Source organism: Rubritalea tangerina (assembly GCF_042683245.1).
Lineage (GTDB): Bacteria > Verrucomicrobiota > Verrucomicrobiia > Verrucomicrobiales > Akkermansiaceae > Rubritalea > Rubritalea tangerina.
On record NZ_JBHUJB010000043.1, the window covers coordinates 1 to 25,830 of the forward strand.

The 25,830-nt window shown below is 50.1% G+C and carries 25 protein-coding genes; 12 read left to right on the plus strand and 13 right to left on the minus strand.

Annotated elements, in window-relative coordinates:
- Window positions 1-312: 312 nt before the first annotated feature.
- The 3 genes from ACFSW8_RS10260 to ACFSW8_RS10270 form a co-directional block, all read right to left on the minus strand.
- Window positions 313-645, minus strand: a complete 333-nt coding sequence (locus ACFSW8_RS10260) for a hypothetical protein (RefSeq protein ID WP_377090848.1) — start codon at window positions 643-645, stop codon at window positions 313-315.
- Window positions 646-1,113: 468 nt separating this feature from the next.
- Window positions 1,114-2,607 (minus strand): prenyltransferase/squalene oxidase repeat-containing protein, encoded by a 1,494-nt coding sequence (locus ACFSW8_RS10265; protein ID WP_377090846.1) that lies wholly within the window; start codon window positions 2,605-2,607, stop codon window positions 1,114-1,116.
- A 297-nt stretch (window positions 2,608-2,904) separates the two neighbouring features.
- On the minus strand, window positions 2,905-3,879 hold the full coding sequence (locus ACFSW8_RS10270; RefSeq protein WP_377090844.1) for a hypothetical protein: 975 nt from the start codon (window positions 3,877-3,879) through the stop codon (window positions 2,905-2,907).
- A 180-nt stretch (window positions 3,880-4,059) separates the two neighbouring features.
- Here ACFSW8_RS10270 and ACFSW8_RS10275 point away from each other — a divergent pair, with 180 nt between their 5' ends.
- The 7 genes from ACFSW8_RS10275 (at window position 4,060) to ACFSW8_RS10305 (ending at window position 10,023) form a co-directional block, all read left to right on the plus strand.
- The gene (locus tag ACFSW8_RS10275; protein ID WP_377090843.1) at window positions 4,060-4,779 is read left to right on the plus strand and encodes an outer membrane lipoprotein-sorting protein; all 720 of its coding nucleotides are present in this window, start codon (window positions 4,060-4,062) and stop codon (window positions 4,777-4,779) included.
- A gap of 192 nt (window positions 4,780-4,971) precedes the next feature.
- Complete coding sequence (locus tag ACFSW8_RS10280) at window positions 4,972-5,916, plus strand: metal ABC transporter solute-binding protein, Zn/Mn family (RefSeq protein WP_377178162.1); 945 nt, start codon at window positions 4,972-4,974, stop codon at window positions 5,914-5,916.
- A gap of 33 nt (window positions 5,917-5,949) precedes the next feature.
- Entirely contained in the window at window positions 5,950-6,723 is a 774-nt protein-coding gene (locus ACFSW8_RS10285; RefSeq protein ID WP_377090842.1) for a transporter, read from the plus strand.
- Between the two features lie 94 nt (window positions 6,724-6,817).
- The gene (locus ACFSW8_RS10290; RefSeq protein ID WP_377090841.1) at window positions 6,818-7,594 is read left to right on the plus strand and encodes a metal ABC transporter ATP-binding protein; all 777 of its coding nucleotides are present in this window, start codon (window positions 6,818-6,820) and stop codon (window positions 7,592-7,594) included.
- Window positions 7,584-8,918 carry a metal ABC transporter permease gene (locus ACFSW8_RS10295; RefSeq protein ID WP_377178164.1) on the plus strand — a complete coding sequence of 445 codons (1,335 nt, stop codon included), beginning with the start codon at window positions 7,584-7,586 and terminating at the stop codon, window positions 8,916-8,918. Before ACFSW8_RS10290 ends, ACFSW8_RS10295 begins: the two co-directional genes overlap by 11 nt.
- A gap of 8 nt (window positions 8,919-8,926) precedes the next feature.
- Window positions 8,927-9,094, plus strand: a complete 168-nt coding sequence (locus tag ACFSW8_RS10300) for a hypothetical protein (RefSeq protein WP_377090839.1) — start codon at window positions 8,927-8,929, stop codon at window positions 9,092-9,094.
- 56 nt (window positions 9,095-9,150) lie between these two features.
- A complete protein-coding gene (locus ACFSW8_RS10305; RefSeq protein WP_417750631.1) occupies window positions 9,151-10,023 on the plus strand; it encodes a metal ABC transporter permease in 873 nt (290 codons plus the stop codon).
- Window positions 10,024-10,030: 7 nt separating this feature from the next.
- Here the strand turns inward: ACFSW8_RS10305 and ACFSW8_RS10310 are convergent, their stop codons facing one another.
- From ACFSW8_RS10310 to ACFSW8_RS10330, 5 genes are all read right to left on the minus strand, one after another.
- Window positions 10,031-11,026, minus strand: coding sequence for a hypothetical protein (locus ACFSW8_RS10310; RefSeq protein WP_377090837.1), 996 nt, complete (start codon window positions 11,024-11,026; stop codon window positions 10,031-10,033).
- A gap of 143 nt (window positions 11,027-11,169) precedes the next feature.
- A complete protein-coding gene (sufD, locus tag ACFSW8_RS10315; RefSeq protein ID WP_377090835.1) occupies window positions 11,170-12,459 on the minus strand; it encodes a Fe-S cluster assembly protein SufD in 1,290 nt (429 codons plus the stop codon).
- An 87-nt stretch (window positions 12,460-12,546) separates the two neighbouring features.
- Complete coding sequence (gene sufB, locus ACFSW8_RS10320) at window positions 12,547-13,992, minus strand: Fe-S cluster assembly protein SufB (protein WP_377091586.1); 1,446 nt, start codon at window positions 13,990-13,992, stop codon at window positions 12,547-12,549.
- A gap of 63 nt (window positions 13,993-14,055) precedes the next feature.
- On the minus strand, window positions 14,056-14,802 hold the full coding sequence (gene sufC / locus ACFSW8_RS10325) for a Fe-S cluster assembly ATPase SufC (RefSeq protein ID WP_377090834.1): 747 nt from the start codon (window positions 14,800-14,802) through the stop codon (window positions 14,056-14,058).
- A 63-nt stretch (window positions 14,803-14,865) separates the two neighbouring features.
- Window positions 14,866-15,270, minus strand: coding sequence for a Fur family transcriptional regulator (locus tag ACFSW8_RS10330; RefSeq protein ID WP_377178166.1), 405 nt, complete (start codon window positions 15,268-15,270; stop codon window positions 14,866-14,868).
- 117 nt (window positions 15,271-15,387) lie between these two features.
- Here ACFSW8_RS10330 and hpt point away from each other — a divergent pair, with 117 nt between their 5' ends.
- Together hpt and ACFSW8_RS10340 are read left to right on the plus strand one after the other, a co-directional pair.
- Window positions 15,388-15,966, plus strand: coding sequence for a hypoxanthine phosphoribosyltransferase (hpt, locus tag ACFSW8_RS10335; RefSeq protein ID WP_377178168.1), 579 nt, complete (start codon window positions 15,388-15,390; stop codon window positions 15,964-15,966).
- A gap of 2 nt (window positions 15,967-15,968) precedes the next feature.
- On the plus strand, window positions 15,969-16,982 hold the full coding sequence (locus ACFSW8_RS10340; RefSeq protein ID WP_377090831.1) for a zinc-binding alcohol dehydrogenase family protein: 1,014 nt from the start codon (window positions 15,969-15,971) through the stop codon (window positions 16,980-16,982).
- Between the two features lie 68 nt (window positions 16,983-17,050).
- On the opposite strand, the gene miaA is transcribed toward ACFSW8_RS10340, so the two are convergent.
- Window positions 17,051-17,956 carry a tRNA (adenosine(37)-N6)-dimethylallyltransferase MiaA gene (miaA, locus tag ACFSW8_RS10345; RefSeq protein WP_377178170.1) on the minus strand — a complete coding sequence of 302 codons (906 nt, stop codon included), beginning with the start codon at window positions 17,954-17,956 and terminating at the stop codon, window positions 17,051-17,053.
- A gap of 154 nt (window positions 17,957-18,110) precedes the next feature.
- Window positions 18,111-18,749 (minus strand): RNA recognition motif domain-containing protein, encoded by a 639-nt coding sequence (locus ACFSW8_RS10350; RefSeq protein ID WP_377178172.1) that lies wholly within the window; start codon window positions 18,747-18,749, stop codon window positions 18,111-18,113.
- 328 nt (window positions 18,750-19,077) lie between these two features.
- On the opposite strand from ACFSW8_RS10350, the gene ACFSW8_RS10355 reads away from it, so the two are divergent.
- Together ACFSW8_RS10355 and ACFSW8_RS10360 are read left to right on the plus strand one after the other, a co-directional pair.
- Window positions 19,078-20,040, plus strand: a complete 963-nt coding sequence (locus ACFSW8_RS10355) for a D-alanyl-D-alanine carboxypeptidase family protein (RefSeq protein WP_377090826.1) — start codon at window positions 19,078-19,080, stop codon at window positions 20,038-20,040.
- 58 nt (window positions 20,041-20,098) lie between these two features.
- Window positions 20,099-21,013 carry a hypothetical protein gene (locus tag ACFSW8_RS10360; RefSeq protein WP_377090825.1) on the plus strand — a complete coding sequence of 305 codons (915 nt, stop codon included), beginning with the start codon at window positions 20,099-20,101 and terminating at the stop codon, window positions 21,011-21,013.
- Window positions 21,014-21,219: 206 nt separating this feature from the next.
- Here ACFSW8_RS10360 and ACFSW8_RS10365 read toward each other — a convergent pair whose 3' ends face one another.
- From ACFSW8_RS10365 to ACFSW8_RS10375, 3 genes are all read right to left on the minus strand, one after another.
- Window positions 21,220-22,407, minus strand: a complete 1,188-nt coding sequence (locus ACFSW8_RS10365; protein ID WP_377091585.1) for a peptidase M42 — start codon at window positions 22,405-22,407, stop codon at window positions 21,220-21,222.
- Window positions 22,408-22,528: 121 nt separating this feature from the next.
- On the minus strand, window positions 22,529-23,728 hold the full coding sequence (locus ACFSW8_RS10370) for a bifunctional 3,4-dihydroxy-2-butanone-4-phosphate synthase/GTP cyclohydrolase II (protein ID WP_377090824.1): 1,200 nt from the start codon (window positions 23,726-23,728) through the stop codon (window positions 22,529-22,531).
- A 100-nt stretch (window positions 23,729-23,828) separates the two neighbouring features.
- Window positions 23,829-24,632 (minus strand): hypothetical protein, encoded by an 804-nt coding sequence (locus ACFSW8_RS10375; protein ID WP_377090823.1) that lies wholly within the window; start codon window positions 24,630-24,632, stop codon window positions 23,829-23,831.
- A gap of 87 nt (window positions 24,633-24,719) precedes the next feature.
- Between ACFSW8_RS10375 and mnmA the strand changes: the two genes are divergently transcribed.
- On the plus strand, window positions 24,720-25,799 hold the full coding sequence (mnmA, locus tag ACFSW8_RS10380) for a tRNA 2-thiouridine(34) synthase MnmA (RefSeq protein WP_377091584.1): 1,080 nt from the start codon (window positions 24,720-24,722) through the stop codon (window positions 25,797-25,799).
- Window positions 25,800-25,830 lie beyond the last annotated feature (31 nt).

Below are 25,830 nucleotides of genomic sequence, written 5' to 3' on the forward strand. Positions count from 1 at the left end.
GATGGATCGAAGAAGTCGTAAGTCGCTGATGGATAAACTACAGCTCCTTAAGTGAACGCGCATGGGTTGGCAGCTTCTTGATTAGAGAACGCTTCTTGGTAGGTTTTTTTGAGGCATACCCCAGACACTCTTGAGTGGTCGTTTTGATACTACACACATAAACATGAAGAGCGTGTCCATCCGTAGATGTGACACGCTCTCCTGTTGCTGTTCCGACGGATTACTCAGTCGTGTTGGGTTTGGCTATCCCTCGGCTGGTTGCACCTCTGCAGAGCCAACTTCCGTTTCGCCAAAATGCTTAGTCTCTTTTTTCTAGCTGAGGTTTTTGTCTTTGTATTTGGGTTGTTGGTTGGTGAAGACGACGGGTTCAATGCCTTCGAGTCGGTTGCTGTTCTGCCAGTGTGGTTGATCTAACACGAGGTTGATGTGCTTGGTGTCTACCGTCTTTGTCTGATGTCTTATGGCTTCCACCATGCCGCCGATGCAGAGGTTTTTGGTGGCTCTGAGGTTACCTCCATTGACTTTGTTGATCATATGAATAGCTTCTTCTGTGAAGGTGTTGTGCGGCAACCCTGCTCGATCTAATTGTTTGTGAATGAACTCAACGATGTGGGCTGGAGAGAGCGGTCTGAACTCTTCTGACATGGTGATGCGAGAGAGGATTTCTTCGTTCTTGTTAAAAACCGAATTGTCATCGCGTCAGATTATCACTTTGTCATCGGCTTAGTTGCGTCAACTTTTGATTATTATTCCGCTTTGTTGTCATAATTTCTGTTAGGTTTTTTGTGGAACATTCTTTCAATTTGATCGTAGTTTATGATGGGGTGGGTAGTTTTACTGTTAGAGGGCGTTTCATAGTAGGTTTTAGAGCCAAGGCCCAGACACTCTTGAATGGTCGATTTGGAGCCTGCACACACAACTTGAAGAGCGTGTCCATCTGTAGATATGAAACGTTCATCTGTTTTTAGTAGGACGATCTCTCAGTCGTATTAGGTTTGGTTTGATGGGACGTTTAGATATTTCAAGTTAGTTGAGGTTTAGTGTGGTTGGATACGAGCAAAAAAAGAGCCACTCCCGCTAAAACGAGAGTGGCTGATTGAAATAAGATGTGGCTTAGCGTGATGAGGAGCCTGGAAGGAAGCGGTAGTAGACTTCCAACATGAGTGTGGCTAAGCATGTGCGGTAGTGCAGTGCTGCGGAGCCGCCACCGGCAAATGAAGTTGCAGTACCATTGATGGCATTGCCTCCACCTGGGCTTTTGAATGAGCCGTCAGGGTTTTGAGCAGCGAGTACTTCATCGCGGAAGAGTTTGTTGTAGTTTCTCCAAGTGGTCCCACCGATGTTCATCATGGCTTGTCCATAGTAGTAGTGGGCATAGAGGTCGGACTCTGCGGTGTCGTAGCCGAAGGTGACTTTCTTTTCGATAAATTTACGACCAGCGCGCACTGTAGAGCGAGAGCCTTTACCCCATTGTTGGTGGCAGAGGATTGAGCCACCAGTCATGGTTGGCTTACCGTTATTTGGCTGGTAGCGAACGCCGCCATCACTCGCTTGGCAGCTTTCGAGGTATTCGAGGCCTTTGCGTGAAACTGTGGTGAGTTTTTCGAAGCCTTCGATGCCGGTGTATTTACAGGCTTTGAGAGCTTGAAGCTGCCAGCAGACGATGGAGCTATCACCGCCGCGTGGACCGCTGTAGTCATAGTTGTAGTCCCAGCCGCCAGTGCGTTGGTGCTGTGAAGTGATGATTTGTTGGCCAGCCATGGAGACGACCTCATCGAGGTTTGGAAGGTTGAGGTTTTGTTTGCTACAGAGGGTGTATGCTTCTGCGAGGGCGTAGGTGGCAATACCGTGCTCGTATGGCCAGTGTTTGTCATTCATGTCGGTCGCGAGTTTACCATTGTTAGCCATACCGACATTGACGAGATAAACGATCGCTTTTTCAACGGTGGCGCCGAATTCTGGAGATGTAGGAGTTTCGCAGTGACCGAGGTAGGCGAGGAGGGCGAGGCCGGTGTAGCCGACGCGGTGTTTCTTCTGCCAAGATCCGTCGTTGTTTTGTGTTTTCTGGAGGAATTGGAGGGCCTTGACTACGGCGTCTTCACACTCAGGTGTGCCACCTTCTTTTTTGAGTCGAGCGAGGCGGTCTGCTTTAGAGCAACGCTTTTTCATGGAGGAGGGGAGGTTGCCGAAGCCGCCGCCACCTGAGCCGTCGCCGTCGCCGTCGCCCCAACCGTCACCGAAGTCGTCGCCATTACCGAAGTCGAGTGATGGTTCCGTGATTTCGATATCTGGCACAGGTACTGCGGTAGGTGATGCGCTGGTGCTGGCAATAACCTTTGCCATTGAAGATGAGGGGGAGGAAGGTTTACGCTCCACCTGGTTTGTCATTTCAGGGCGATCAATATTTTCTTCTTCTGAGAGTCCAGAGGAGTAGGAGATAATTTCGGGCGGATTCTTCACCTCGATAGTCAAAGCGATGATGAAGAGAATCAGGCCAATCAAGAATAGGGAGAGTACGGCGATGATCAGAGAAGAGATAGTAGAATTCCTTTTCTGAGCCGCGAGCGCGGCTTGCGCTTCAGGGCTAAGTTGGGCGTGTAGGCTCATGGGTGTATAGTGTATATAGTTGGATTTTAGAAATGGGTCACTGCACTAACTCTAAGCTGGAGGCATTTCTTAGAATAAATCGTAACAAATTTCTTCTTTTTAGGGAAGGTCACACTCGAGGTGAGTCTGACATCGCTAAATTGCCTAATCTCAGTTGGGCGTGAGAATAGGTTTCAGAGGTGATAGCGATTTTGCCCCAAGCTTGTCAAACATGGAATCTCAGGGATCCTGTCTGTAGAGGGGCAGGCCTGAATGGAGAGGGCAGAATTACGGTGTGGAATTCTGATAGTGGGGGGCTTACTCGGTGAAGGATTTGGTATTTCCGGATTCGAGTGATTCAGCGAGCCATGCAAAGAGTTGGTCGACTTCTTCTGAGTCGTTGCGGATGGCATCGAGGGCGCCCCAATCGAGGTGTGGTCGGGTGTGGGCAGCAGCAACGCGATGGACTTCGAGTCGTTCCATCAATGCTTCAGTTTCTCTGGGGTGGGCATTGAGGATGTGAGCGGGGCGAGGGAGGTCATCGAGTTGTTCGAGGCTCAGACCGAAGGAGGTGACACCGACGCCGAAGGTTGCATTGAGTTTACGGAAGGCATCGGTGAGAGCTTCGTCATCGATGGCCGTTGCGTAGAAAAGCTCACCGCCATTGGCCCAAACGGAGGCGCTCAAGGCTTGGAAGAAGTCTTCACGAAATGTGTGAATGTTAGGCTGGATGCGAAGTCGGCTAGCATAGAGTCTAAATGGGGGGAGGTTTAGCGTATTTTTGAGTTTGAGAACGGCGTTAAGGGAGTCATCTTCTCCGGCGCCTTCCCAATCAACGAGCATGAGTTCGGGAAATTTCCAGAGGTTTCCCATGGGGGCATTGGCATTAAAGGGCTCGCGAAAGACGAAAGGTGATCGGCCGTTGATTTCACACCAGCGGTGGATGATAGCGCGGAATTTTTTGACGCGGAGAAGAGCAAGGTCAACGGCATCTTGGTCAGAGCCAAGGTCATCGAGGCGTCCTTGGGTCATGGAGAGAAGTTCCTGAGCACCGGCTAGTGCGGGTACTGCGGCGGTGCGACGGTAATAGCCCTGGCCTTTTTCTACCTTGGCGATAGAGGAGCCTGGGTCACAGGACATGATAGAGAAGTGGTAGCGCAGTGATGCGTCTGAGTAGTTGCCGTCTAGGCGCATACGTACGAGGCGGATAAGTTCTGTGCCTTTGATTGCTTCTTTGGGTGAAGCTGGCAGAATGTCAGGAAGTACGTTGTTGAGTTGGGTTCTCAGGCTCATAAAGTGTGAAGTTGCTAGATCGGCTTAGGAGCAAGATGGTGTCGAAACTTCAAAATCTTCAAGTCTAGAGTGGCTTTGTTTTTAAAAAAATCATTAGGATGTTAGGTGATCTATCAAAATTCTTTGAATAAGTAGATTGCACTTGCCGTCAGATAGATAATGAAGTGTTATTTTTCCAGCATGAAAGTATCAATGGTTCGAGTCTTGTGTGGTTGTGTAGCGATGCTGTTACCGATGGGTGTGGCAGCGGATGAGCAAGCGGAGAAGATTTTGTCGACGACGCGCTATGCGGCGACATTGCAGACGCAGCAGGATTTGCATGGCAATATGTCTAAGAATGGTAAGCGCACACCGGTGAGTTTATTTTTGCGGAATGAAGACATTCAGTTTTTGTATCGGACGAAGGGGGGGGATAATCGATTTCACATGCGATTGAAGGATGACCATTTCAAGTTGTTTGAGATTAATGGTGGTAAGACTAGAGCGTTTAGCGACGCAAAGCTCTCTGAGAATATCAATGGCACAGATATTAGTTATGAGGATTTGAGCATGCGTTTTCTGTATTGGAAGGATGCGACTGTGGTGGGTGAGGAGAAGGTGAATGGTCAGTTGTGCCACAAGTTGCGATTGATCAACCCATCTAAGACCTCTGGCAAATACCGCATTGTCTATGTGTGGGTGCACAAGAAGTATGGGGCAATGATGAAGCTTGTTGGTTACAATGCAGCAGGCAAGCCACTCAAGCAATTTCAGGTCACGGACTTGATGCGTATTGGGAAGGAATACACCTTGCGAAAAATGCGTGTTGATACAATCGATGCGAAAACGAACAAGGCGGTAGGGATTACGTATTTAGAATTTGATAAAGCAAAGAAGGCGAAGCCTGCGAAGACCCGCTAGATTGTTTCATTACGATTGGCTTACCCTAAGGGGTGCGTATGAGTATACTCGATGCCGTATTTGGTGTCGGGTATTTTTTTTGTTATGGTGTATAGCTGATGTCTTGGTGAATAAATTTATTTGAAATAGATAAAATTAGCCTAGCCTAAAATAGGGGTTGACTGGGTATGAGGTGGTGGGTATTGCAGCGGCATGAAGTTAATTCAGATTGGCGCGATAGCGATGGGGATGGCGGCACTAACGAGCTGCAATTCGAAAGTAAGTATATGGCAGGATGAGGCGAAGGTGAACGCAGTGACCACTTCGACGATGGTGACTGATTTAGTTCAAGTCATTGGTGGGGATAAGGTGGAGGTCATTGGGATGATGAAAGCTGGGGTGGATCCACACAGTTATGAGCAGACAGCGAGTGATGTGGCTGCGATGAACACAGCGGATGTGATTTTTTACTCTGGCTTGCATCTAGAGGGTCATGTTCAAGAGGGTTTAGAGAAGCGTGCAGAAAAGGGGGGCGACGTTTACGCTGTGACAAAGAACATGAGCGAGGAGGAGTTGATTCAGCCTGAAGAGGAGTTTGAGTCCTATGCAGATCCTCATGTATGGGGAGATCCAGAGTTGTGGGTAAAGACTATTGATGTGGTTGTAGAGGGGCTCAGCAAGGAAGCGCCAGCTCACGCTGATGAGTTTAAGAAGCGTGGTGAAGCGTACCGCAAGCAATTGTTGGAGCTAAAGGCTTGGTCAAAGGCGCGTATTGCTGAGGTTCCCAAAGAGCAGCGAGTTTTAGTGACGAGTCACGATGCCTTTTTCTATTTTGCCAAGGCCTATGACTTCGAGGTCAAGGGATTGCAGGGGGTATCTACTGAGAATGTGTCAGGGGTAAAGGACGTTCAGGATTTGATTACCTTCATTAAGGAGCGTCAGTTGAAGATGATTTTCCCAGAATCTAGTGTCAACAAGAAGGGGATTGAGACAGTAGCCAGTAAGGCTGGGGTAAAGTTGAGTCAGGAAGAGCTCTTTTCTGATGCCATGGGGGAGCCCGGGGACGTTGTGGAGCTTCATGGCGAAAGCTATGACCGCGGCACCTACATTGGCATGCAGAAGCACAACATCAACACAGTGGTTGATGGGCTCAAGTAAGTTTTAGAAGGCATTTTCTAATAGAGAGAATTTATGAAAAAGGTAGCAAGCTACATATTGATGGGCAGCGCTGTGAATGCGTTTGCTGGAGAGGTAATGACGACAGCGACGCCGAGTGCACTGCGTGATTTGGCAGCAGACAGGCCAGACGCGACTGAGAGTCCGATCACGGTCGACAAGGGTCACTGGCAGATTGAAACGAGTGTGGTTGATTATGCAAAAGACTTCCAGTTTCAGGCCTGGACATGGGGTGAAACAAACTTGAAGTACGGTCTTACGGACAACATGGACTTACAGTTTGTTTTTGCGCCTTACACGGAAGAAAACAATGCGGGTGAAATCACTGATGGTTTTGGCGATGTGGCTTTTCGTTTGAAATACAACGTATGGGGAAATGACGGAGGCAAGTCAGCCTTGGCTTTATTTCCCTACGTCAAGGTGCCGACTGGGACTGAGCTTTCTAACGACAAGTGGGAGGGTGGCTTCATTTTACCCTTTGCGTACGAGCTCGATGACAAGTGGGGATTTGGTTGTCAACTTGAGTGGGAATACGCCTATGACGATGAGAATGATGACTACGACTCAAGTCTTCTTCACACAGCGGTCTTAGGGTACAGCCTGACTGACAAATGGGGTGTGTATGGAGAGTATTTGGGGATTTTTGGTCACCAATACCAGGCGCACGCCAGTGGAGGTGTGACCTATGCCGTGACTGACCTCCTTCAATTAGATTGGGGTGCGGTAGTGGGCTTGAACGATGCGGCTCAGGATTTCAATACCTTCACAGGTTTTACAGTTAAATTTTAATTCGTAACAAGTCAGAGTAGCAGGCCGTGCAGCTTGGCGATTGGATCGTCACTAACGACTTGCTACTCTCTCTTTTTTACAGCAGACAGAGGCTATGTCGATTCCAGCATTAGAAACTCATGATTTGACGGTAACTTATCACAAGCGGCCGGTGCTTTATGGTGTGGATGTTGCGATACCTGAGGGGAATTTGGTTGGGATCATCGGACCGAATGGTGCTGGGAAGTCGACATTTATTAAATCGATCATGGGGGTGGTGCCCAGCTCTGGTGGTTGGGTGAAGGTTTTTGGAAAACCTCTGAAGGAGATGCTACACCGGGTCGGTTATGTGCCGCAGCGTGAGAGTGTTGATTGGGATTTTCCTGTGACGGTGATGGACGTCGCCCTGATGGGGACCTACGGGAAACTGGGGCTTTTTCGACGGGTGGGTAAAAAGGAACGCATGGTGGCGAGTGAGGCACTAGACAAAGTTGGGATGCTTCCCTACGCCAACCGTCAGATTGGCAATCTGAGTGGGGGGCAGCAGCAGCGTGTTTTCTTAGCAAGAGCTTTGGCACAGGACAGTGATCTGTATTTCATGGATGAGCCCTTTGCTGGGGTGGATGCCGCTACCGAGAGAGCGATCATCCAATTGCTTCAAGAAATGCGCGAGAAAGGCAAGACGGTGATTGTGGTGCACCACGATTTACAATCAGCCCAACAGTATTTTGATATGCTGATGTTATTGAACATGCGTTTGGTGGCATTTGGCGAGACGCGTGAGATTTTCACTCCTGAGTTGTTGCACAAGACGTATGGAGGTAAGCTTACCGTACTTTCTGAGATGGCCGAGAAGGCCGCTAAAACTCCTGCTGCAAAGCATGATGCCTGATGGTTTTCCATATTATTTAGCATCTTTGAGTGTGATGCAGTCGGCAATGTTAGCAGCATTGCTGGTGGGGGTATCATGTGGTTTATTGGGGAGTTACGTGGTGGTTCGGCGTGTCGCTTTGGTGGGGGATGCCCTTTCTCATGCGGTATTTCCTGGGGTGGTTGCTGGCTTTATGTGGAGTGAGGAGAGGAATATTTTTGTGATCTTTGGGTGTGCAATGGTTGCGGGCTTATTGGGGGTGGTATTTGTGAGGGCGTTGGAGAAGTCGACACGGTTGAAGTCAGATGCGGCCTTGGGGATTGTGTTGGCATCGTTTTTTGGCATAGGCATTTTGTGGAACTCGACGCAGCAGCAGAGCGGGGTTAAGGATTTTTTGTTTGGCGATTTGGCTGTGATTAGTGGACTTGACCTAGCCTTGATGGGGGGAGTGACGGGACTAGTGGTAGTGGCTGTGATAGCGCTGGTGCGTCCCTTTCAGGTATTGAGCTTTGATGAGGGGTTTGCTGTGGGCTTGGGCTACCCGGTGAAGGTGTTGAACTTTGTCTTTTTTGGTTTGTTGACCTTTACGGTGGTGGTGGCGCTGCAGGCAGTGGGGGTAGTGTTAGTTTCGGCGATGCTGATTACGCCGGCAGCGACTGCGTATTTATTGAGCGACAGGATGCACCGGATGATGCTGTATGCGGTAGGATTTGGGTGTTTTGCTTGTTTGGTAGGTGGGTATATTTCTAGCAAGGTGAATGGAATGCCTCCGGGGCCAGTGATCGCATTAGTGGGGGCTGGGATGTTTGCTGTGACCTACTTCTTGGCACCCAAGCATGGGGTGCTGGCCAAGCTGCTGCGTCATTTACAACAGCGTAAGCGTGTCGAGCGCGAGAATATCCTCAAGGCTATTTACCGTGTGCTTGAGGCGAATGATTTTGTAGATTCTGGGATTAGTGTTGAGCGTCTTGCCGAAGTGCGGCGTGCGACCTTGGATGAAGCACAGCGGCAAGGAAAGTTATTGGTGGATGCTGAGGAAGCGACTTGGGAGGAAGATCGATCTGCTATTTATTTAACTCCTTCTGGCTGGCGTAGGGCGGCGGAAATTGTACGAAATCACCGTCTATGGGAGCTGTATTTGACTGATCTAGCAAATTACGAAGCGGACCACGTGCATGATGACGCTGAGAAGATTGAGCATATTTTAGGGGCAGAGGCCGTAAGGAAGTTAGAGCGTGACTTGGACTTCCCCGAATTTGATCCACACGGGAAGCCGATTCCGAGTGTGATACGATCTGCGGATTCTGTCGTTGGAAAGAGTGAAGAAACGGGCTATGGCATTTAGCTACAGTAATGGACGAAGAAAAAGCCAAACTCAAGACTGTGAGGGTGCGCATCAATGTTGATGAGCAGGCACCACCACGGACGCGTACGGGTGAAATTATCCATGAACTCGTAGCCTTCACCAAGAAGCTCATTCCATTTAGCACGAAAGAAGGATCGAATAAGGAAGAGAAGTGAGTATTTGGGAACAACCGTGGGCGATATTTGGGATGGGGGCTGTGTGGCTCACATTGATGTGTTTTTTAGTAGCTTTGCCCTGTGCTCAGCTAGGGACATTTTTGGTCCTCAGGAGGATGTCATTGGTTGGTGATGCGATCAGCCATAGCGTATTACCTGGTATTGTTGTGGCCTTCTTATTTGTGGGAGATTTGGCATCTCCATGGTTATTGATAGGGGCTGCGGTTGCTGGCTTGTTAGTGACAGTGTTGATTGAACAGATTCACCAAAGGACGCGCATCAAGCAAGATTCAGCAATTGGCATAGCATTTACATCGTTATTTGCCTTGGGGGTGGTGATGCTCTCACTCTATTTGGACAAGGTGCATCTTGATCAGCAATGTGTAGTGGAAGGTTCTTTGGGGGATATTTTGCACTACGACACAGTGGCATTACTGGGGTTTGATGTGCCGACTCCAGTGGTTTCCATGGGGGTAGTTGCGGCATTGACGATGGTGATTATCGTTGTTTTTTACAGGGTGCTGATGCTCAGTTCATTTGACGCGGGGCTGGCGGCTTCATTTGGTTACAAGCCGATGGTGGTACACTATGCCTTGATGGCATTTTTGTCAGTGGTGGTAGTGGCGGCATTTCAGGCTGTGGGGGCGATTTTAGTGATCGCGTTACTCATTTTACCTGGAGCGAGTGCGTATCTATGCTCGCACAAGTTGAAGACGATATTGATATTGGCGAGTTTGCATGCCTTTTTATCGTCGCTGATTGGTATATACATTCATGTGTGGACGAATGGAAACCAGTCTGCGGCAGTGGTTGTAGCGGGGCTCGGTTTATTTTTGTTAGCCTGGCTATTTGGGCCGGCGGATGGCGTGGTAGTCCGGGCGATCCACCGACGTGCTAAGCCCGTCAGCGAAGTTGTTGGGCACTCTTAAGTGCTGGCTAATAGAAGTGGTCTTCTAGGTGGGCACGTTCCGCTTCACTCCGCCTTTGGTCTCGGTGGGATTCGAGAAGTTTAATTGTCTTCTTTAGGAGTGGTTTGTCGGCAGCGATGATTTCTTTTTTGATTGGATTTTCCCAAGGGTATTCTTCTAGCAATTTCATGGGGAGTTCCTCTTCACTCCAGAGTGCTTGATGGAGTTGGGCAACCTCGAGAGCTTCTGCTGCATGCCTGGCTGGCCTATCGGTGGGGAGTTCGATGGCGTGGCATTCGGGGTTGAGCATGAATGCGGCGAAGAATGGGTTAGCGTGGTTGATGGCACGAAAGTGGCGCTTCATGCTGTTAGATCGTTCATGCATCCACTGCCAGAGGCTGCGACCAAAGAGGAGTTCGGGGATTTCGTCCATTTGATCAGGAGTCCAGTCAGGAAGTTCTTTGAGAAAGTGGAGGTATGCTTGGCTGACTCTACTGGAGAGTGATTTTTCGAATGCCTCGTGATGGCAGAGTCTTTCGGCATCATCGTGCTTGTTTGCGTAGAGGTAGCAGAGCACGAGGACTGACCGGAGTTGACGTGGGTCGGCAGGGTCGTGGTCGAGTCCTTTTTTGAGCCATTGGATTGCTTCAGTATAGTCTTCCTGATTGTAGTAGAGGGTGCCAAGGTGTTTATAGATCTCTAACATTGCAAGCTCGTTAGGGGAATAGGTGTCAGTGGTCGGCCTTGGGCTTGGGTAGAGTGATTCGGCAATCGTTAGGGCCTCGATACAAGCGTCACGCGATTGGGGGAATTGTGAGTAGGTTGAAAGGAGCAGAAGCCAGGCGTCTAGGCATTGTGAGGAGATTTCGAGAGAGCGTTTTGCGAGCGAACGTTTTTTGAGATGTGAGTCTTTTGGCCGCGACTCTTGAAGGAGGTCTTGTGCTCGGATGAGTGGGTCTGAGTGAAAGAAGTCGAAAGTATCGTTATTGCTCATAGACTGTGCGGTGGAATCTCGGCGTATCATAGCGCATCGATATCCTAAAGTGGCAAATGATTTTATTTCTAACAATACAGAGGGGCTCAGTACGTGAGAAGTGTGGTAGGGGGGTAAAGAAAAAGGCAGGCTCTAGAGAGAACCTGCCTTGAAAATAAGATATAATGAAGTCGTTAGGCGACTGTATCGAACTTGGCATCGATGTAGCCAAGAGCGAGGGCTTCGAGAGCTTCATTCTCGAGGCGTTCGACGACTTCAACCGAGAAGCCACGCGCGATGAGCTGGCGAGCTTTTTTCGGGTGAATACCGCGGGCTTGGAGGTAGAAGATTTCCTCGTCGCTGATTGCTGCGGAGGTAGAGCCGTGTGAGCACTTTACTTGGTCTGCATGGATCTGGAGACCAGGCATTGAGTTTGCTTCCGTAGTGTCGTCCATGAGGAGGTTACGGCATGTTTGGTAGGCATCAGTGTAGTGTGCGCCTTCGTCCACGTTGATGAGACCTGAGAAGACAGTCTTGGCCTTGCCGAAGAGTGTGTTCTTGTAGAGTAGGTCTGAGTTTGTATGAGGGGCTGCGTGGTGCTGGAAGGTGCGCTGGTCGTACTTCTGCTCGCCAGTCGGAATATTGACTGAGAGCATATCGGAGTTTGAGCCTTGTCCATTGAGTTTGGAGAGCGACTCATTGCGTGCCCATGCTGCGCCGACATTGAGAGTGAATGCCTTTGCGTTTGCATCGCGATCGACTTCTGTGTTGTTGATCTGAACGATTTTGGAGTCGAGGTTGAGGTCTTGGATGGCTGAGTAGTTGAGCTGGGATCCATTACCAGCGATGAGGTCGTTCATGGCGATGACGAGACCGGAGGAATCGCTGGCGTTCTTGAAGTAGTCAACGACGGTTACCTTCGCGTTGTCTTCGGTGATGATGAGTGTGTGGGGGAAGATGGCACACTTTTCGCCGGCAACGATGTGGTAGACTTCGATTGGTTTTTCGACTTCGACACCTTTTGGAACCCACACGAAGAGGCCGTTAGTGAGGTGAGCTTTATGGAGAGCCGCGTACTTGGCGGAGCCGAGCTTGGTGTCACCCTTCATGAAGTATTTCTCAACGAGGTCGCTGTGTTGTTGGAGTGCGTCTTCGAGAGGAAGACAGATCACGCCATCTGGTAGGTCAGCTTCGGCGTGTACGAGTGAATCGTTTGCAAAGATGAACTGAGCGGATGTTTCATCGAGTCCAGAGATTTGGACATCGATGTCTTCTGAGGAAGCGAATGCAGCTGGAGCGAACTCTTCGAAGTTGAGTTGCTTGAGCTCACCGAAGCGCCATGTCTCGTCTTTGCGCGAAGGGGCAGGGGTGTCGAGGTAGGTTTGCCAAGCTGCGGTCTGAGCGTCGATGAACCACTGAGGAGCGTCAGCAAGTGTTGGTGGCTGCTCGGCAGTGATGCTTGGAATTTCTAAAGTTGTAGTCATATAGAAAGTGTTAAGTATTAAGTGTTAAGTTTTAAGTGATGAGTCAGGTGGCTATGCCGCATTTTCACTTAGAACTCGACTAGCGGATTAACCGACGGAGCCTTCCATTTCGAGGTCGATGAGGCGTTTGAGTTCCACCGAGTATTCCATTGGGAACTCGCGTACGAGGTCGTTGACGAAGCCGTTTACAGCGAGTGACATTGCTTCACCTTCGGAGAGGCCACGCTGCTGCATGTAGAAGAGCATGTCTTCAGAAACCTGAGAAACAGATGCTTCGTGCTGGGTCACGTGCTGATTACCGCGCACAGTGATTGCTGGGTAGGTGTCGGTACGTGAGTTGGTGTTGATGAGAAGCGCGTCACACTCGGTGTTGTTCTTGCAGCCCTTGAGGTGCTTTGGAATGTGAACTTGGCCGCGGTAAGTGGAGATACCTTCACCTACGGAGATGGACTTGGAAACAACGTTGGAAGTAGTGTTGTTTGCCGCGTGGATCATCTTCGCACCAGTGTCTTGTTGTTGGCCGTTGTTAGCGAGTGCGATGGAGATTACTTCACCACGAGCGCGCTCGCCCTTCATGACCACACCTGGGTATTTCATTGTGAGGCGGGAACCGATGTTACAGTCGATCCAGCGGATCTCTGCGTCTTCGTGTGCCATGCCACGCTTGGTCACGAGGTTGAATACGTTAGATGACCAGTTTTGAACGGTTACATACTGGATCTTCGCGCCTTTCATTGCCACGAGCTCAACGACTGCTGAGTGGAGTGTGGATGTTTCGAACTGAGGTGCGGTACAGCCTTCCATGTACATGACTTCTGAGCCTTCGTCCGCGATGATGAGCGTGCGCTCGAACTGACCGAAGTTTTCTGAGTTGATACGGAAGTATGCCTGAAGTGGCTGCTTAAGCTTCACACCTTTCGGGATGTAGATGAAAGAGCCGCCAGAGAATACTGCGGAGTTGAGTGCGGAGAACTTGTTGTCGCCAGTTGGGATGACCTTACCGAACCAAGGGCGGAAGATTTCTTCGTGTTCGCGGAGACCTTCTGTGGAGTTGACGAAGATGACGCCTTGCTTCTCGAGATCTTCTTTGACGTTGGAGTAGGCTGCTTCGGAGTCGAACTGTGCTTCCACACCTGCGAGGAATGCACGTTCTTGCTCAGGGATGCCGAGACGTTCGAATGTTTCCTTTACGTCGTCAGGCACGTCGTCCCAGCTACGCTTTGGGCGTTCACCATCGGAGAGGTAGTAGCGGATGGCATCGAAATCGATATTGTTGAGGTCATCGGTAGCCCAGTTGGTAGGCATTGGCTTGGATTCGAAAACACCGAGCGCCTTGTGGCGGAATTCGCGGATCCAGTCCTTTTCTTTTTTGACATCAGAGATGTAGTCGATGGTGTCTTTATTGAGACCGTAACCAGCATCGAACTTGTGGTTTTCAGGGAAACGGAAGTCGCCCTTAGCGCGGTCGATTGCGATCGCGTCAGCTGTTTCCTGATCGATGTCAGGAGCGATTGTAGAATCTGAAATTTCCATATACTTCGTAGAGTTAGGATTAATAACTGCGGACACTTAGGGAAAAGCGTCCCAGCCATTTGCTTAGACTGCTGCTGGTGAGAGGTGGTCGTAGCCTTTTTCTTCGAGTTCGAGAGCGAGCTCAGGTCCGCCGGTCTTGACGATTTTACCGTCAGCGAGGACGTGGACGACATCAGGTTTGATGTAGTTGAGGAGGCGTTGGTAGTGGGTGATGACGAGGAATCCACGCTCAGGTGAACGGAGCATGTTGACGCCTTCGGAAACGACTTTGAGGGCATCGATATCGAGGCCGGAGTCGGTTTCATCGAGGATAGCGTATTTAGGATCGAGCATCATCATTTGAAGGATCTCATTGCGCTTTTTCTCACCACCTGAGAAGCCTTCGTTGACTGCACGAGCGGTGAACTTGCGGTCCATGCTGAGGGAATCCATTTTTTCGTAGAGGTCCTTATAGTAGGCCACGGCGTCGATTTCTTGGCCCTCTGGAAGGCGAGCTGAGAGAGCAGCGCGGATAAAGTTTGCGTTGGAGACACCTGGGATTTCCATTGGGTATTGGAAAGCGAGGAAGATGCCGGCGCGGGAGCGCTCATCGACTTCCATTTCGAGTACGTCTTCACCATCCATAGTGATGGAACCGGAAGTCACTTCATAGTCTTCGTGACCTGCGATGATCTTGGAGAGAGTGGACTTACCAGCACCGTTTGGTCCCATGATTGCGTGTACTTCGCCTTTTGGGATTTCGAGGTTGAGGCCTTTAAGAATCTCGGTGTCTCCGATCTTAGCGTGAAGGTCTTTGATGATGATGGACATGGTTGTGTTGTTTTAGGTGTTATGTGTTAAGTTGGAGTTTCGCGACTGGGTCGCGGAAAGTGATTAGTTTTGGGGGAGGGTGCCGCGGAGGGTGATGTCTAGGTTGTTAATTTGTGCGCCTTCAGGGAGGTCGAGGAAGTCGCTGAGTTGGACACCTTTTTTGAATTGGACATCCAGGATGGTGCCTGTGGCTTCGTCATGGAAGTGACCGTGTTCACTAAGATTTGGACAATAGCGAGAAGATTCGCGTTCAAAATTCACTTGTCGTACGGCGTGGTGTTCGACGAGTGTTTCGAGGCAGTTATAGACGGTGGCGAGTGAGATGCCGGGAGTGCTTTTTTTGACGCGCTCGTAGACTTCGGCGGCGGTGGGGTGGTCGCGGTTTTCCATGAGCACGCGGTAGACTTCCTTGCGCTGTTTTGTCATGCGCAGTCCGGGAATGTTGAGGGTGTGTGCGTTTTCACTCATAGTGCTGAGGGAAGCTAGCCTCGCCTGAGTGTGGTTCAAGTCTTTTTTAGAATAATTCTAAGTCTAAATAAAGTATAAGGAAGGCTAATGATTGCGAGGTGTGTGATCACGTGGACGATGAGAGTTGCTGAACTCGACTTGTTAGGTATAAGTGATGGTATGCACCGAGATGTGGAGAAGATATTGATCACTGAGGAAGAGATTCGTATGCGGTTGGATGTTTTGGCTCAGAAGGTGCTTATTGATTTTGCGGATGAGGAGATTGTGGTGGTTATTTTGCTAAAGGGGGCCTTGGTATTTGCGGCGGATATGTGTCGGAGGTTACCAGTACCGATGACGGTGGAGTGTTTGAACGTGGCGAGTTACCATGGGGACATTAAATCGAGTGGAAAGGTAGAATTTTTAGATGCGAAGTTACCGGAGGTGGGTGGGAAGAAGGTATTGGTACTGGATGACATTTTGGACACGGGGTTGACGATGCGTGCGGTGATTGATCGTTTGGGGGAATTGGGGGCGCGTGAGGTCCGGGGGTGTGTGTTGTTAAACAAGCTCAAAGTGAGAGATGTGGAATGTGAGGCGGACTACAAGGCTTTTGATATCGAGGATGAATTTGTGATTGGTTATGGCTTAGATTACCGGGGACGGTTTCGCAATTTGCCCTATGTTGGGGTGATGAAGAGTGAAGTGATTGAATAAGAATGAAAGCAATTGGATACAGACAGGCGGGCAGCATTACACGTGATGATGCATTAATTAATGTGGAAATCGAGCGGCCTGAGGTGAGTGGGCGTGATATTTTGGTGCGGGTGGAAGCGGTTTCGGTCAATCCTGTGGATGTGAAGTTGCGTGGTGGCAGAGACCCAGAAGGGGATGGCATGCGCATTCTTGGTTTTGATGCGGCAGGAGTGGTGGAAGCAATTGGAGCGCAAGTTGAAAATTTTGCAGTTGGTGACCGAGTTTTTCATGCTGGCTCTATAGCGAGGCCAGGCACGAATAGCGAATACCATCTTGTGGATGAGAGGATTGTCGGGGGGATGCCAAAGTCCTTGGACTTTAGTGCAGCAGCGGCCCTTCCTCTGACGGCCATTACGGCTTGGGAGATGTTATTTGATCGATTGGAAGTGGAGAGGCCAACGGCTGAGGGTGGGGATTGTATTCTGGTAGTGGGGGGAGCAGGTGGTGTTGGTTCGATTACGATTCAATTGCTTCGTGCGTTGACGGATCTCAAGGTTATTGCGACTGCGTCACGGCCTGAGACACGAGCGTGGGTTGAGCAATGTGGTGCTCATTATGTGATTGATCATCGTGAGGCGATGGCTCCACAGGTTAAAGCTCTGGGTATAGGGGCTCCAGGGTATGTATTTTCTACGAACCACACGGCTTACCATTTTCCTGATATTGTGGAATTGATAGCGCCCCAAGGGCGGTTTGGACTGATTGATGATCCAGAAGCGCTAGATGTGATGCCATTGAAGTTGAAGGCAATTTCATTGCACTGGGAATTGATGTTCACCCGTTCGTTGTTTGAGACTCCCGACATGGCAAAGCAGGCAGCATTATTAAATAAATTAGCTGAGCTTGTAGATGCTGGGAAGGTGCAATCGACCGTGACTGAAGTGCTTGGAAAGATTGATGCGGCGACTTTAAAAAAGGCGCATGCAGCCATTGAGAGTGGTAGGACGCGGGGTAAACTAGTGCTGGAAGGGTTCTAGGGAATGGGGCGCATGGTTTGTGCGCAGGAATTTTAGCTGCTACCAACTCAGGCACATGACGCAAAGGTTTATTGATTGAGTGCGAGTGCCAGCATTGCGGCTACTTGCTCGGGTTTGGTCGTGTTGTCGTACTGAAGTGGGGTGAGCCAGGATTCTTTTTTGAACCATGTGCGTTGGCGTTTTGCGTACTGGCAGGTAGCAAAGAAGATTTTTTCTTCGCATCGTTTGAGGTCATTTTTTCCTGCGAGGTAGTCACGGATTTGAGGGACACCGATGGCTTTTTCGCATGTGCTTGAGAGGTTTGTGGCAGCTTGGACTTCCTCGATGGCCCCCTGAGCGAGCATGCGTTTTGTCCGTTGAGCAATTCTATGACGTAGTGGTCCGGCTTGCCACTGGATGATGGCACCTCGGAGGTTTTGTTCGATCTCGGAGCTGGTATTTTTCCAGTCGTTTTTGATTTCGGACATTTTTTGTCCTGAGAGGAGGCAGATTTCGAGAGCTCGAATGAGGTAGCGACGGTTTTGGAGGTTGGTGATGGCGGCACCTTCTGGGTCGAGGGTTTTGAGCTCGGCGATGAGGTCTGCGTCACTTCGCGTTTCGAGTTCTGCCCTGAGTTTAGGTTCTGATGGGGGGACTGGTGATGGGCCGTGGGTCAGGAATTTGAGGTACATGCCAGAGCCTCCAACGATAATAGGGGGCTTGTTACGGGATTGAATGTCTCGAATGATGGGGAGAGCGAGATTGCGGTAGCGTTGGGCATCAAACTCTTCGCTAGTTTCTAGGATAGAGAAGAGGTGGTGAGGAGCTTGAGATAGTTCCTCGGTGCTTGGTGCCGCGGAGAGAGTTTCCAGACCACTGTAGACTTGATAGGCGTCGCCATTGACGATTTCTCCATCAATTGCTTTTGCAAGAGCAATGGCGAGGCTGGATTTTCCAGAGGCGGTGGGGCCGCATATGTAAATTGGGTCGGGCATGTCTATGGTTGGAAGCTTCTCGGGCTGTGGTGACGATTGGAGAGGTGTGTGCCGAATGGCAATCGATGTCGAGATCGATCTTTCTATAGGTGGACAAAAAAGGCCCCAAGGTGTTGTTACCTTGGGGCCGGTCTTGTTGATACTGTGGGGTGGATTATTCAGCGGCTTCGCTGGTTTCATCCGTAGCTGGTGTATCGCCATCTTTGCGTGACTTGGAGCCATTGACTACAAGTTGGCGCCCCATGAAGGGTTGGTCGTGCAATACTTCGACAGCACGCTTTGCCTCATCGGTGTTGAGCATTTGAATGAAGCCGTAGCCTTTTGATTTGTGGGTGTTACGGTTGTAGATGATTTCTACTTTCTTAACTGTACCCACGCCTTTGAAGAGGTCTTCAAGGTCGTATTCTGTGGCGTCGTAGGAGAGGTTTCCTACGTAGAGGCGAGCAGACTCCACAGGCACTGGCTGTGGGGATCTACGCTGTTTATTGCCACCTGATTTGGCATTGCGGACATTACTTTTAGGAGTGGCTTTGCTTTGGCCACCTTTTTGGCTGCGTTGTTGATCGCGCTGTTGTTTACGGGCTTTCTCTTCATCGAAGAGGCCGAGAGCCTTGAGGATTTTCTGCCACAAGGTGAGTTTGAGTGGTTTTGGGGGGCGGTTGTTGCGATTGCGGTTCCTGTTGCGGTTGCGATTGCGGTTGTTGTTATTATTATTGTTGTTATTATTATTGTTGTTACGTCGCGGACGGCGATTTTGGCCGTTACCTTGCTTTGGTTTCTGTTGGTCTGACATGGTGTCGGATGTGTTCTTTAGTCGGGCACTAAGCTAGGGAACGACAAATGATTTTTAGGTTCACATTTCACCCGATGCTGGAACGTTATGGTGTTTCTTCATCGGCAGTGTGAAAGGGGCTCGATATTATTCCGTATCTTGAACCTGCTCAGTGCTTCATTTGTCGCTTCTACGGGTCTTCTGGTAGGAGCACCCGTAGCTCGAGCTAAGAAACGTTGAGCACGGACTTTATAAAAGGCAAGACGTTTCGCAATGCTGCCACGGATTCAATGTTGCTTTTTTAGCATTGGGTATTATCGTGGAGAAAATTTAGACACCTTAAGTATTTATGATTCGCACTCTCTTGAGCATTATATTGGTAGGCAGCTTTTTATTACCGAAATTGGAGGCACAGACTCCGGAGAGTTACATTGTATTGGAGCGTCATTCGCGCAAGGTTTTGTTGGCATCTGGTTCTGAGTACAGGCGGCCGATAGCGGGCTTAGCGCACATGGCTACGGCCAAAGTGGCACTGGATTGGGCGAAGGCGGCCGGGGTCAGCAGTGCGACGATGATAGCAGTACCCAATCACTCATACTATAGTGGTGTGGATAATCCATTGAGTTTGCAAGCTGGTGATCAATTAAGTATCAGGGATGCTTTGTATGCCACCATTTTGGGGCAGGACAGTGTGGCTGCAACGAGTTTGGCGCACCATGTAGGTGGGCAGCTACTACAGCGTCGTCAGCTGAGTGGTGATCCGATAGCGGTTTTTGTCAATGAGATGAACAATTTGGGGCGTTCATTGGGGATGAACAGCACACGTTTTACTCTACCCTCTGGGGCTGACACTCAGAAAAGGAGCAATTACTCGACCGCTTCAGACATTGCGCGATTGAGTGTGGCTCTCTCGACGGACACGGCTTACGGATTTTACGCCAAACAAAAACAACGTTCACTGCGGGTAGTCAAACGCGATGGCAGAACGGCTCAGCTTACCGTGATCAATTCGAATAAGCTCCTATCATCCAAGTTAAAGATCAGTGGTTTGAAGGCTGGGTATAGTCCCATGGCTGCTCAATGCGCTAGTGTACTTGCGAATCGCCATGCCTATGTGGAGAAATTAGCTGATGGTGGGGAGCGCGTGACTCCAGTGCAATTAATTGTGGTTGTCTTGGGATCTGCCGACAGTGCTGCTTTTGTCGAACACGTGATTCCACAAGGGTGGAGTCACTATGAGGCTTGGCGCAATGGAGGCTATATGGCGACTCCAGATAGACGAGAATTCCTCAAGCTACCTCAAGCTCAATAATGTAAGCGTAATTTGTAAGAGCTTGCGGCATTCTAACAGGTTATGTTAGGGTGTAAGGATGAGGTATCGGCAATGGTTATGGGCAGGGTTTCTGATCTATGTGTGTGGGTTTGTGGAGGCTGACGAGGGATTGGAGAGGTCGATGGAGAAGTTGGCGGCGGGGATGTTGCGTGCATGTCCTGAGCTTAAGGGGGGGCAGCGCACGGTGGCGGCGCGAAGGAATTTAGTGGAGGAATTTGAGGCATTAGGGGCAGATAAGATATCTTTGGATTATTTGAAGAAGATTCGGCGAAGCAAGGTGGATTATGAGCGAGCGGATTGGTTGGAACTAGTGGCGAAGTTTGAGCGGGCTGGTTTTGTGAGGCCACGTGGTCAGTTTCTTATGGGGAAGGCCAGAGCGCAGAAGATGCGAGCTGAGGAATTTTATTTGGTGAAGCGGTTGATGGATGCGTATTATGATTTATGGATAGAGGAGAGGGAAGAAGAGGAAAGGCGGAGCATGCGGAGGGTAGGGAAGGCGTATAGTACGTATATTTCAGCTTATGGTGTGGCTCCAAAGTGTCTGGAGGATTTTTTGCCTGAGGAGGCGTGTTTTGCCACTGATCCGAGGACTAACCATGATTCACGCTGGGTGTATGTGGGTGGTGGCCCATGGGAATTACGAGGCGCAAATCGCTATCGGGTGGTAGCCTATGCCTCTTACCCATGTGGCAGGCAAGGCGTCTATAGGTGGGTTATTTACAAGGGTGGTTTAGTAGGAGAATGGAAGGAAGAAACGCTTGTCAAATCCATAGCTAAAGTTGAGAGAGACTACCAATTGTTGCAAATTGCTAAAAAAGCAGAGGCTACGGGGAGTGAGAGGGACGATCAGCGGGTAGCAAAGTCAACGACGCCTGGGCATGAGCGCGTGAAGGCTGTAGAAAAACCGTCTAAGAAGCCAAAGCTCAAGATCACCATCGTCGAGCTGTGGTAGAGATGAAAACTGATGGACTCATAGTTTAATTTCAGAAATGGGGGAGAGTCGTTAGTTTTGAGGTAGTTTCGCCAAATCGCACTTCCAAAGTGACAAATGATGATTTTTTGGGGATTGCGCTGCATTGGTTGGAGCACTGAGCCTAAAAAAAACTCGACTCTCTGGTGTGAGAGTCGAGTTTGGTAAGTTGAGTGATTCCTGAGCGTCTAGAGTGGCTTAGCTGAGTCGAGACGTGGATGACCGTTCTTGAGGTCTTCTCGGCGCATTCCTTTGCCACGGTTCATTTTATCCATAGCGCGGAAGGTGGCGACCATGCCATGGATCGCAGCGAGGACGTCAGCAGTGTGACCCGTTTCAGAAATTGTGTGCATGTTTCGGATAGGGAAGCCGATAGATGTGGCAGCAGAGTCAAAGCCTGCGAGCGCAGCGGCCATGGCGTCGGTGCCTGTGTCTCTACCGGCAAAGTCCATTTGGTAGGGGATTCCCTCTTTCATGCAGGCTTCTTCGATGATGGTGTTAAGCTGCTCACTGGTGATGGAGCCTTTAGTGATTGAGAAGCCTTTGCCCATGGTTAGTGGGTTCATGCGTTTTGCGCCGATTCCGGGGGCGGCATCGTAGTCGTGGTTGACGTCAGAGCCGATAAGGATATCGGGTTTAAACTCACCAGCGATGGCAGTAGCGCCGAAGCGTCCAATTTCCTCGTGCGTGGCAATCGTGTAGAGGACACGGATGTTCTTAAGTGGTGATTTAGCGAGGATTTTGGCAATTTCAGCGACGACGAAACAACCGAGACCGTTATCGAGGTAAGCGCCATAGAATGCGTCCTCAGAGAAGCCACGTTTGATTGGGCGGTTGAGGATGATTGGGTCACCAGGACGGATACCGAGTTTTTCGATGCGTTCTTTTCGTTTTTCGCCATGCATCTGAAGCTCGAGGTAGATCATTTCTGGCTTGAGGCCTTTGTCACCGGTGCGTTGGGCTGGCTCTGAGAAATGAATGGCACCTAGAGCTTCGAGGGTGCCGCCTTCGATTGAGCGATAGTTACCGGGTTTCTTAGGGTCTTGGCAGAAGAGGGTGACCTCATGGCCGATGAGTGTGCAGGGGAGGAAGGAATCCGTATTGACCCAGATTTTACCATCGGCATCGATTTTGCGGACTTGGAGGCGGATTTTATCGGCATGGCCGATGATCATCACGGAGGTCATGTCATCGCGACCTGGATGGGTGTCGAGCACAAGGCCTGCATTTCCTTTGAATTGGTGAATTGCCCATGACTTTGGCATCAACTTTTCGAATGCGGGTTTGAGGACGCCGTAGGACATGGCGGCTTCGAGGCCAATTGGGCTAGGGGCGGCGAGGACTTCGCGCATGAAGTCGAACTGGGCTTTTGGCATGGATTTTTCCCATGCAGCTTTTGTTTTTCTGGGCACGTTGTTTTATTTGGTTTTGTGAGTAAGAAGAAAGGAGCCTACACAGAGTGGCGTGTAGGCTCCTTAAAGAAATGCATGTAGGGGATTAGAGCATGTGATCCATGCGATCTTTTTTGGTTTGGAGGTATTTTTCGTTATGCTCGTTAGCGCATTGTTTGATGGGCAACTGCTCGACGATTTCGAGGCCATAGCCTTGGAGGCCGACCATCTTTTTTGGATTGTTGGTGAGCAAGCGGATTTGGCGCACTCCGAGGTCATGGAGGATTTGGGCGCCCATACCGTAGTCGCGGAGGTCGGCACCGTAGCCGAGTTTTTCATTGGCCTCGACGGTATCGTACCCTTGTTCTTGAAGTTTGTATGCGTGGATTTTTGCGGGGAGTCCGATGCCGCGGCCTTCTTGGCGAAGGTAGAGGAGGACACCACCTTCTTGAGAGATGTGCTCGAGAGCTTGGTGGAGTTGGCCCCCACAATCACAGCGGCGAGACATGAAGACATCACCGGTGAGGCATTCCGAATGGACCCGAACGATGACGGGCTTTGATGAGTCGATTTCGCCGCGTACGAGGGCGAGGTGATGGGAGTCATCGGTATCAATTTCGTAAAGGTGGCAGTCGAATTCGCCAAAATCTGTGGGGAGCTTAATGACCTCAGAGCGGTGCACTAGTTTTTCTGCTTTTCTGCGGTGTTCGATGAGTTGGGCGATTGTGCAGGCTTTGAGTCCGTGTTGTTGTTGGTATTCACCAAGGTCACCGACGCGCGCCATTTCACCGTCTTCATTCATGATTTCACAAATGACGCCAGCTGGTTCGAGGCCAGCAAGGCGAGCGAGGTCGACAGCAGCTTCGGTGTGGCCAGCGCGGCGCAGGACACCACCTTCGACGGCTTGGAGTGGAAAGACGTGTCCGGGTTTGACCAACATATCTGCTGAGCTATGAGGGTCGGCTAAGATTTGGAGTGCTTTTGCGCGGTCCGCAGCAGAGATTCCGGTGGTGATGCCTTCTGCGGCATCGACGGAGACTGTGAAGGCTGTCTTGAGCGCCTCGGTATTGCGTCGGCTCATTTGGGGAAGGTCGAGCCTGTCAGCCTGTTCTGCTGAGATGGGGGCACAGATAAGGCCTCTGCCGTGGGTGGCCATGAAGGCGACTTGTTCTTTGGTGACGAGGCTACCGGCACAAATGAGGTCGGCTTCGTTTTCGCGCGTGGGGTCATCGGCGCAGATGATAATTTTACCGGCGGCGATGTCTGCGATGATTTCTTCAATCGGGCTAAAGGTGAGTGCGCTCATGCTATTGGTGCCGCTAATGTGGGGCAGCTTTGTTAAAAAGGAAAATGATTTATGAGAAAATCGTCAGGATGCGGAGGAGCTGGAAGTGGCGAGTTTTGGCTTACTCGTTTTCTGCTTGTTGTTTTCGTTTTCGCACCCAGAGCAGGAATGCAACGGTGGTGCTGAACATGAAGACGAGGAGGCCGAATAGGTAAAGGGCCTTGTCTACATCATCATCGACATTCTCTGGGAGGGCGTCTGGTTGTTTGATTTTTGGGTCACTGACGATGGTCATGAGACCGGGGCTAAGTTGGACGGTGCTGAGTTTATGGAAGACTTTGGCGAGTTCTTCGTCATTGCGGTACTCGGTGAAAAGGAAGGTTGGGAACTCACGTGTCATTTTTGGGGGGACAGGGTTTCCTGTATCGGGTGAGATCTCGGTTACTGTAGGAAAGAGCGAACCCATGGCAATTTCAGGTTCGATAGTCATTGAGCCATTGAGGAAGCGTTCCCCTTCGAATCCGGCGCGGACCTCAAAACAGATATCGGCAATGATAGTTTGCTCGGTGATTTCGCGGATGCTCATCATCCCACGGAATGGCTTGAGCTTATCGTAGCGTGCGATGGCGAGGTTCATTTCCTCTGGGGTGAAGGTGATTTGTGTTTTATCACCATTTTTGACGGCACGTTCGAATGCCCCCATTTTGGCATCGAGGGCGGAGATAGCGGCTTTATCATCGAGAGAAGCGAGAGGGGTGGGCTTGGCTTCTTTTTGGGAGATATTGATGATTTCTGTTTTGTATTGTCCGTATTGGTACCAAGCAAAGATGGCAAGGAAGCTCACCATTCCGAGGATCACCAGAAAGATGGTGCAGCCGGCGATGGGCGTGGGCTTGCCAGTGGCTTCAGTATTTGGTTTGGACATGCAGTGGTGATGGGCTTGCTGGGCGGAACATGCAAGTTTAAACAATGTCGGGTTTGCATGTTCGCGAGATGTGTTCTACTGGTCGGCATGGCGAAGATTCTGGTAGGCCTCTCAGGGGGGGTAGATTCAAGTGTAGCAGCAGCTCTGATGGTAGAGCAAGGTCACGAAGTCGTGGGCGCGTACATGAAGAATTGGATCAACACGGACAATGTACCAGGTGATTGTCCATGGGAGAACGATGTGGAAGATGCGCACGCAGTGGCTAAGAAATTGGGCATTGAGTTTCGTGTCGTGGATTTGATTGACCAATATCAGGAGCGGATAGTTGATTATTTATTGGAAGGTTACCGGAGTGGCATCACGCCCAATCCAGATGTGTATTGTAACCGTGAGATGAAGTTTGGCGTCTTTTTGGATTATGCACTTTCTCAGGGTTTTGAATATGTGGCTACTGGCCATTATGCGCGGAAGCGTGAGCGTGCGGATGGAAGTGCGGATATTTTACGCGGTTCAGATACCAACAAGGACCAGAGTTATTTTTTAGCTCTGATGGAACAGCATCAGGCGAAGCACGCATTGTTTCCATGTGGAGAAATGCAAAAGCCAGAAGTGAGGGAAGTGGCGGAACGCTTTGATTTACCGACGGCAAAGAAGAAGGATAGCCAAGGGATTTGTTTTATTGGCAATGTGAAGATGAGTGATTTCTTGCGTCATTATGTGCCTGATCGTCCTGGAAATATCGTAGACACCGAGGGCAAACGTTTGGGGCGCCATCAGGGCTTGCACCTTTATACATTGGGCCAAAGGAAAGGGCATGGAGTGGCCTCACCAAGGGATGGGGTCGCTTATGTGGTTGTGGGGAAGAATTTGGAAAAGAACGAATTGATTGTTGGGTACAACGAGCAAGAGACTCCGGGCTTGTTTGCCAATAGGTCGGTTGTCGGGACGGTGTCTTGGGTCAACAAGCCAGTGACCAGCAGACGTAAAATTGAGGCACAACCACGCTACCGAGCCAAGGGTGAGCCAGTATGGGTGACACCACGAGAAGATGGGAAGTTAGATGTAGAATTTATCAGGCCGCAGCGTGCGCTCACGCCTGGGCAGATTTGTGCTTTTTACGAGAACGGTGTGCTTCTTGGCGGTGGGGTTTTTGAGTCCGTCGAGTGAGACTGGGTTCTTTGACAATCAAAGGTGTTAT

What these genes read in the sequence shown, in the direction of transcription:
- ACFSW8_RS10260 (WP_377090848.1), bottom strand. Translation starts at nt 645, where the DNA reads ATGTCAGAAGAGTTCAGACCGCTCTCTCCAGCCCACATCGTTGAGTTC.
- ACFSW8_RS10265 (WP_377090846.1), bottom strand. Translation starts at nt 2,607, where the DNA reads ATGAGCCTACACGCCCAACTTAGCCCTGAAGCGCAAGCCGCGCTCGCG.
- ACFSW8_RS10270 (WP_377090844.1), bottom strand. Translation starts at nt 3,879, where the DNA reads ATGAGCCTGAGAACCCAACTCAACAACGTACTTCCTGACATTCTGCCA.
- ACFSW8_RS10275 (WP_377090843.1), top strand. Translation starts at nt 4,060, where the DNA reads ATGAAAGTATCAATGGTTCGAGTCTTGTGTGGTTGTGTAGCGATGCTG.
- ACFSW8_RS10280 (WP_377178162.1), top strand. Translation starts at nt 4,972, where the DNA reads ATGAAGTTAATTCAGATTGGCGCGATAGCGATGGGGATGGCGGCACTA.
- ACFSW8_RS10285 (WP_377090842.1), top strand. Translation starts at nt 5,950, where the DNA reads ATGAAAAAGGTAGCAAGCTACATATTGATGGGCAGCGCTGTGAATGCG.
- ACFSW8_RS10290 (WP_377090841.1), top strand. Translation starts at nt 6,818, where the DNA reads ATGTCGATTCCAGCATTAGAAACTCATGATTTGACGGTAACTTATCAC.
- ACFSW8_RS10295 (WP_377178164.1), top strand. Translation starts at nt 7,584, where the DNA reads ATGATGCCTGATGGTTTTCCATATTATTTAGCATCTTTGAGTGTGATG.
- ACFSW8_RS10300 (WP_377090839.1), top strand. Translation starts at nt 8,927, where the DNA reads ATGGACGAAGAAAAAGCCAAACTCAAGACTGTGAGGGTGCGCATCAAT.
- ACFSW8_RS10305 (WP_417750631.1), top strand. Translation starts at nt 9,151, where the DNA reads ATGTGTTTTTTAGTAGCTTTGCCCTGTGCTCAGCTAGGGACATTTTTG.
- ACFSW8_RS10310 (WP_377090837.1), bottom strand. Translation starts at nt 11,026, where the DNA reads ATGATACGCCGAGATTCCACCGCACAGTCTATGAGCAATAACGATACT.
- sufD (WP_377090835.1), bottom strand. Translation starts at nt 12,459, where the DNA reads ATGACTACAACTTTAGAAATTCCAAGCATCACTGCCGAGCAGCCACCA.
- sufB (WP_377091586.1), bottom strand. Translation starts at nt 13,992, where the DNA reads ATGGAAATTTCAGATTCTACAATCGCTCCTGACATCGATCAGGAAACA.
- sufC (WP_377090834.1), bottom strand. Translation starts at nt 14,802, where the DNA reads ATGTCCATCATCATCAAAGACCTTCACGCTAAGATCGGAGACACCGAG.
- ACFSW8_RS10330 (WP_377178166.1), bottom strand. Translation starts at nt 15,270, where the DNA reads ATGAGTGAAAACGCACACACCCTCAACATTCCCGGACTGCGCATGACA.
- hpt (WP_377178168.1), top strand. Translation starts at nt 15,388, where the DNA reads ATGAGAGTTGCTGAACTCGACTTGTTAGGTATAAGTGATGGTATGCAC.
- ACFSW8_RS10340 (WP_377090831.1), top strand. Translation starts at nt 15,969, where the DNA reads ATGAAAGCAATTGGATACAGACAGGCGGGCAGCATTACACGTGATGAT.
- miaA (WP_377178170.1), bottom strand. Translation starts at nt 17,956, where the DNA reads ATGCCCGACCCAATTTACATATGCGGCCCCACCGCCTCTGGAAAATCC.
- ACFSW8_RS10350 (WP_377178172.1), bottom strand. Translation starts at nt 18,749, where the DNA reads ATGTCAGACCAACAGAAACCAAAGCAAGGTAACGGCCAAAATCGCCGT.
- ACFSW8_RS10355 (WP_377090826.1), top strand. Translation starts at nt 19,078, where the DNA reads ATGATTCGCACTCTCTTGAGCATTATATTGGTAGGCAGCTTTTTATTA.
- ACFSW8_RS10360 (WP_377090825.1), top strand. Translation starts at nt 20,099, where the DNA reads ATGAGGTATCGGCAATGGTTATGGGCAGGGTTTCTGATCTATGTGTGT.
- ACFSW8_RS10365 (WP_377091585.1), bottom strand. Translation starts at nt 22,407, where the DNA reads ATGCCAAAAGCCCAGTTCGACTTCATGCGCGAAGTCCTCGCCGCCCCT.
- ACFSW8_RS10370 (WP_377090824.1), bottom strand. Translation starts at nt 23,728, where the DNA reads ATGAGCGCACTCACCTTTAGCCCGATTGAAGAAATCATCGCAGACATC.
- ACFSW8_RS10375 (WP_377090823.1), bottom strand. Translation starts at nt 24,632, where the DNA reads ATGTCCAAACCAAATACTGAAGCCACTGGCAAGCCCACGCCCATCGCC.
- mnmA (WP_377091584.1), top strand. Translation starts at nt 24,720, where the DNA reads ATGGCGAAGATTCTGGTAGGCCTCTCAGGGGGGGTAGATTCAAGTGTA.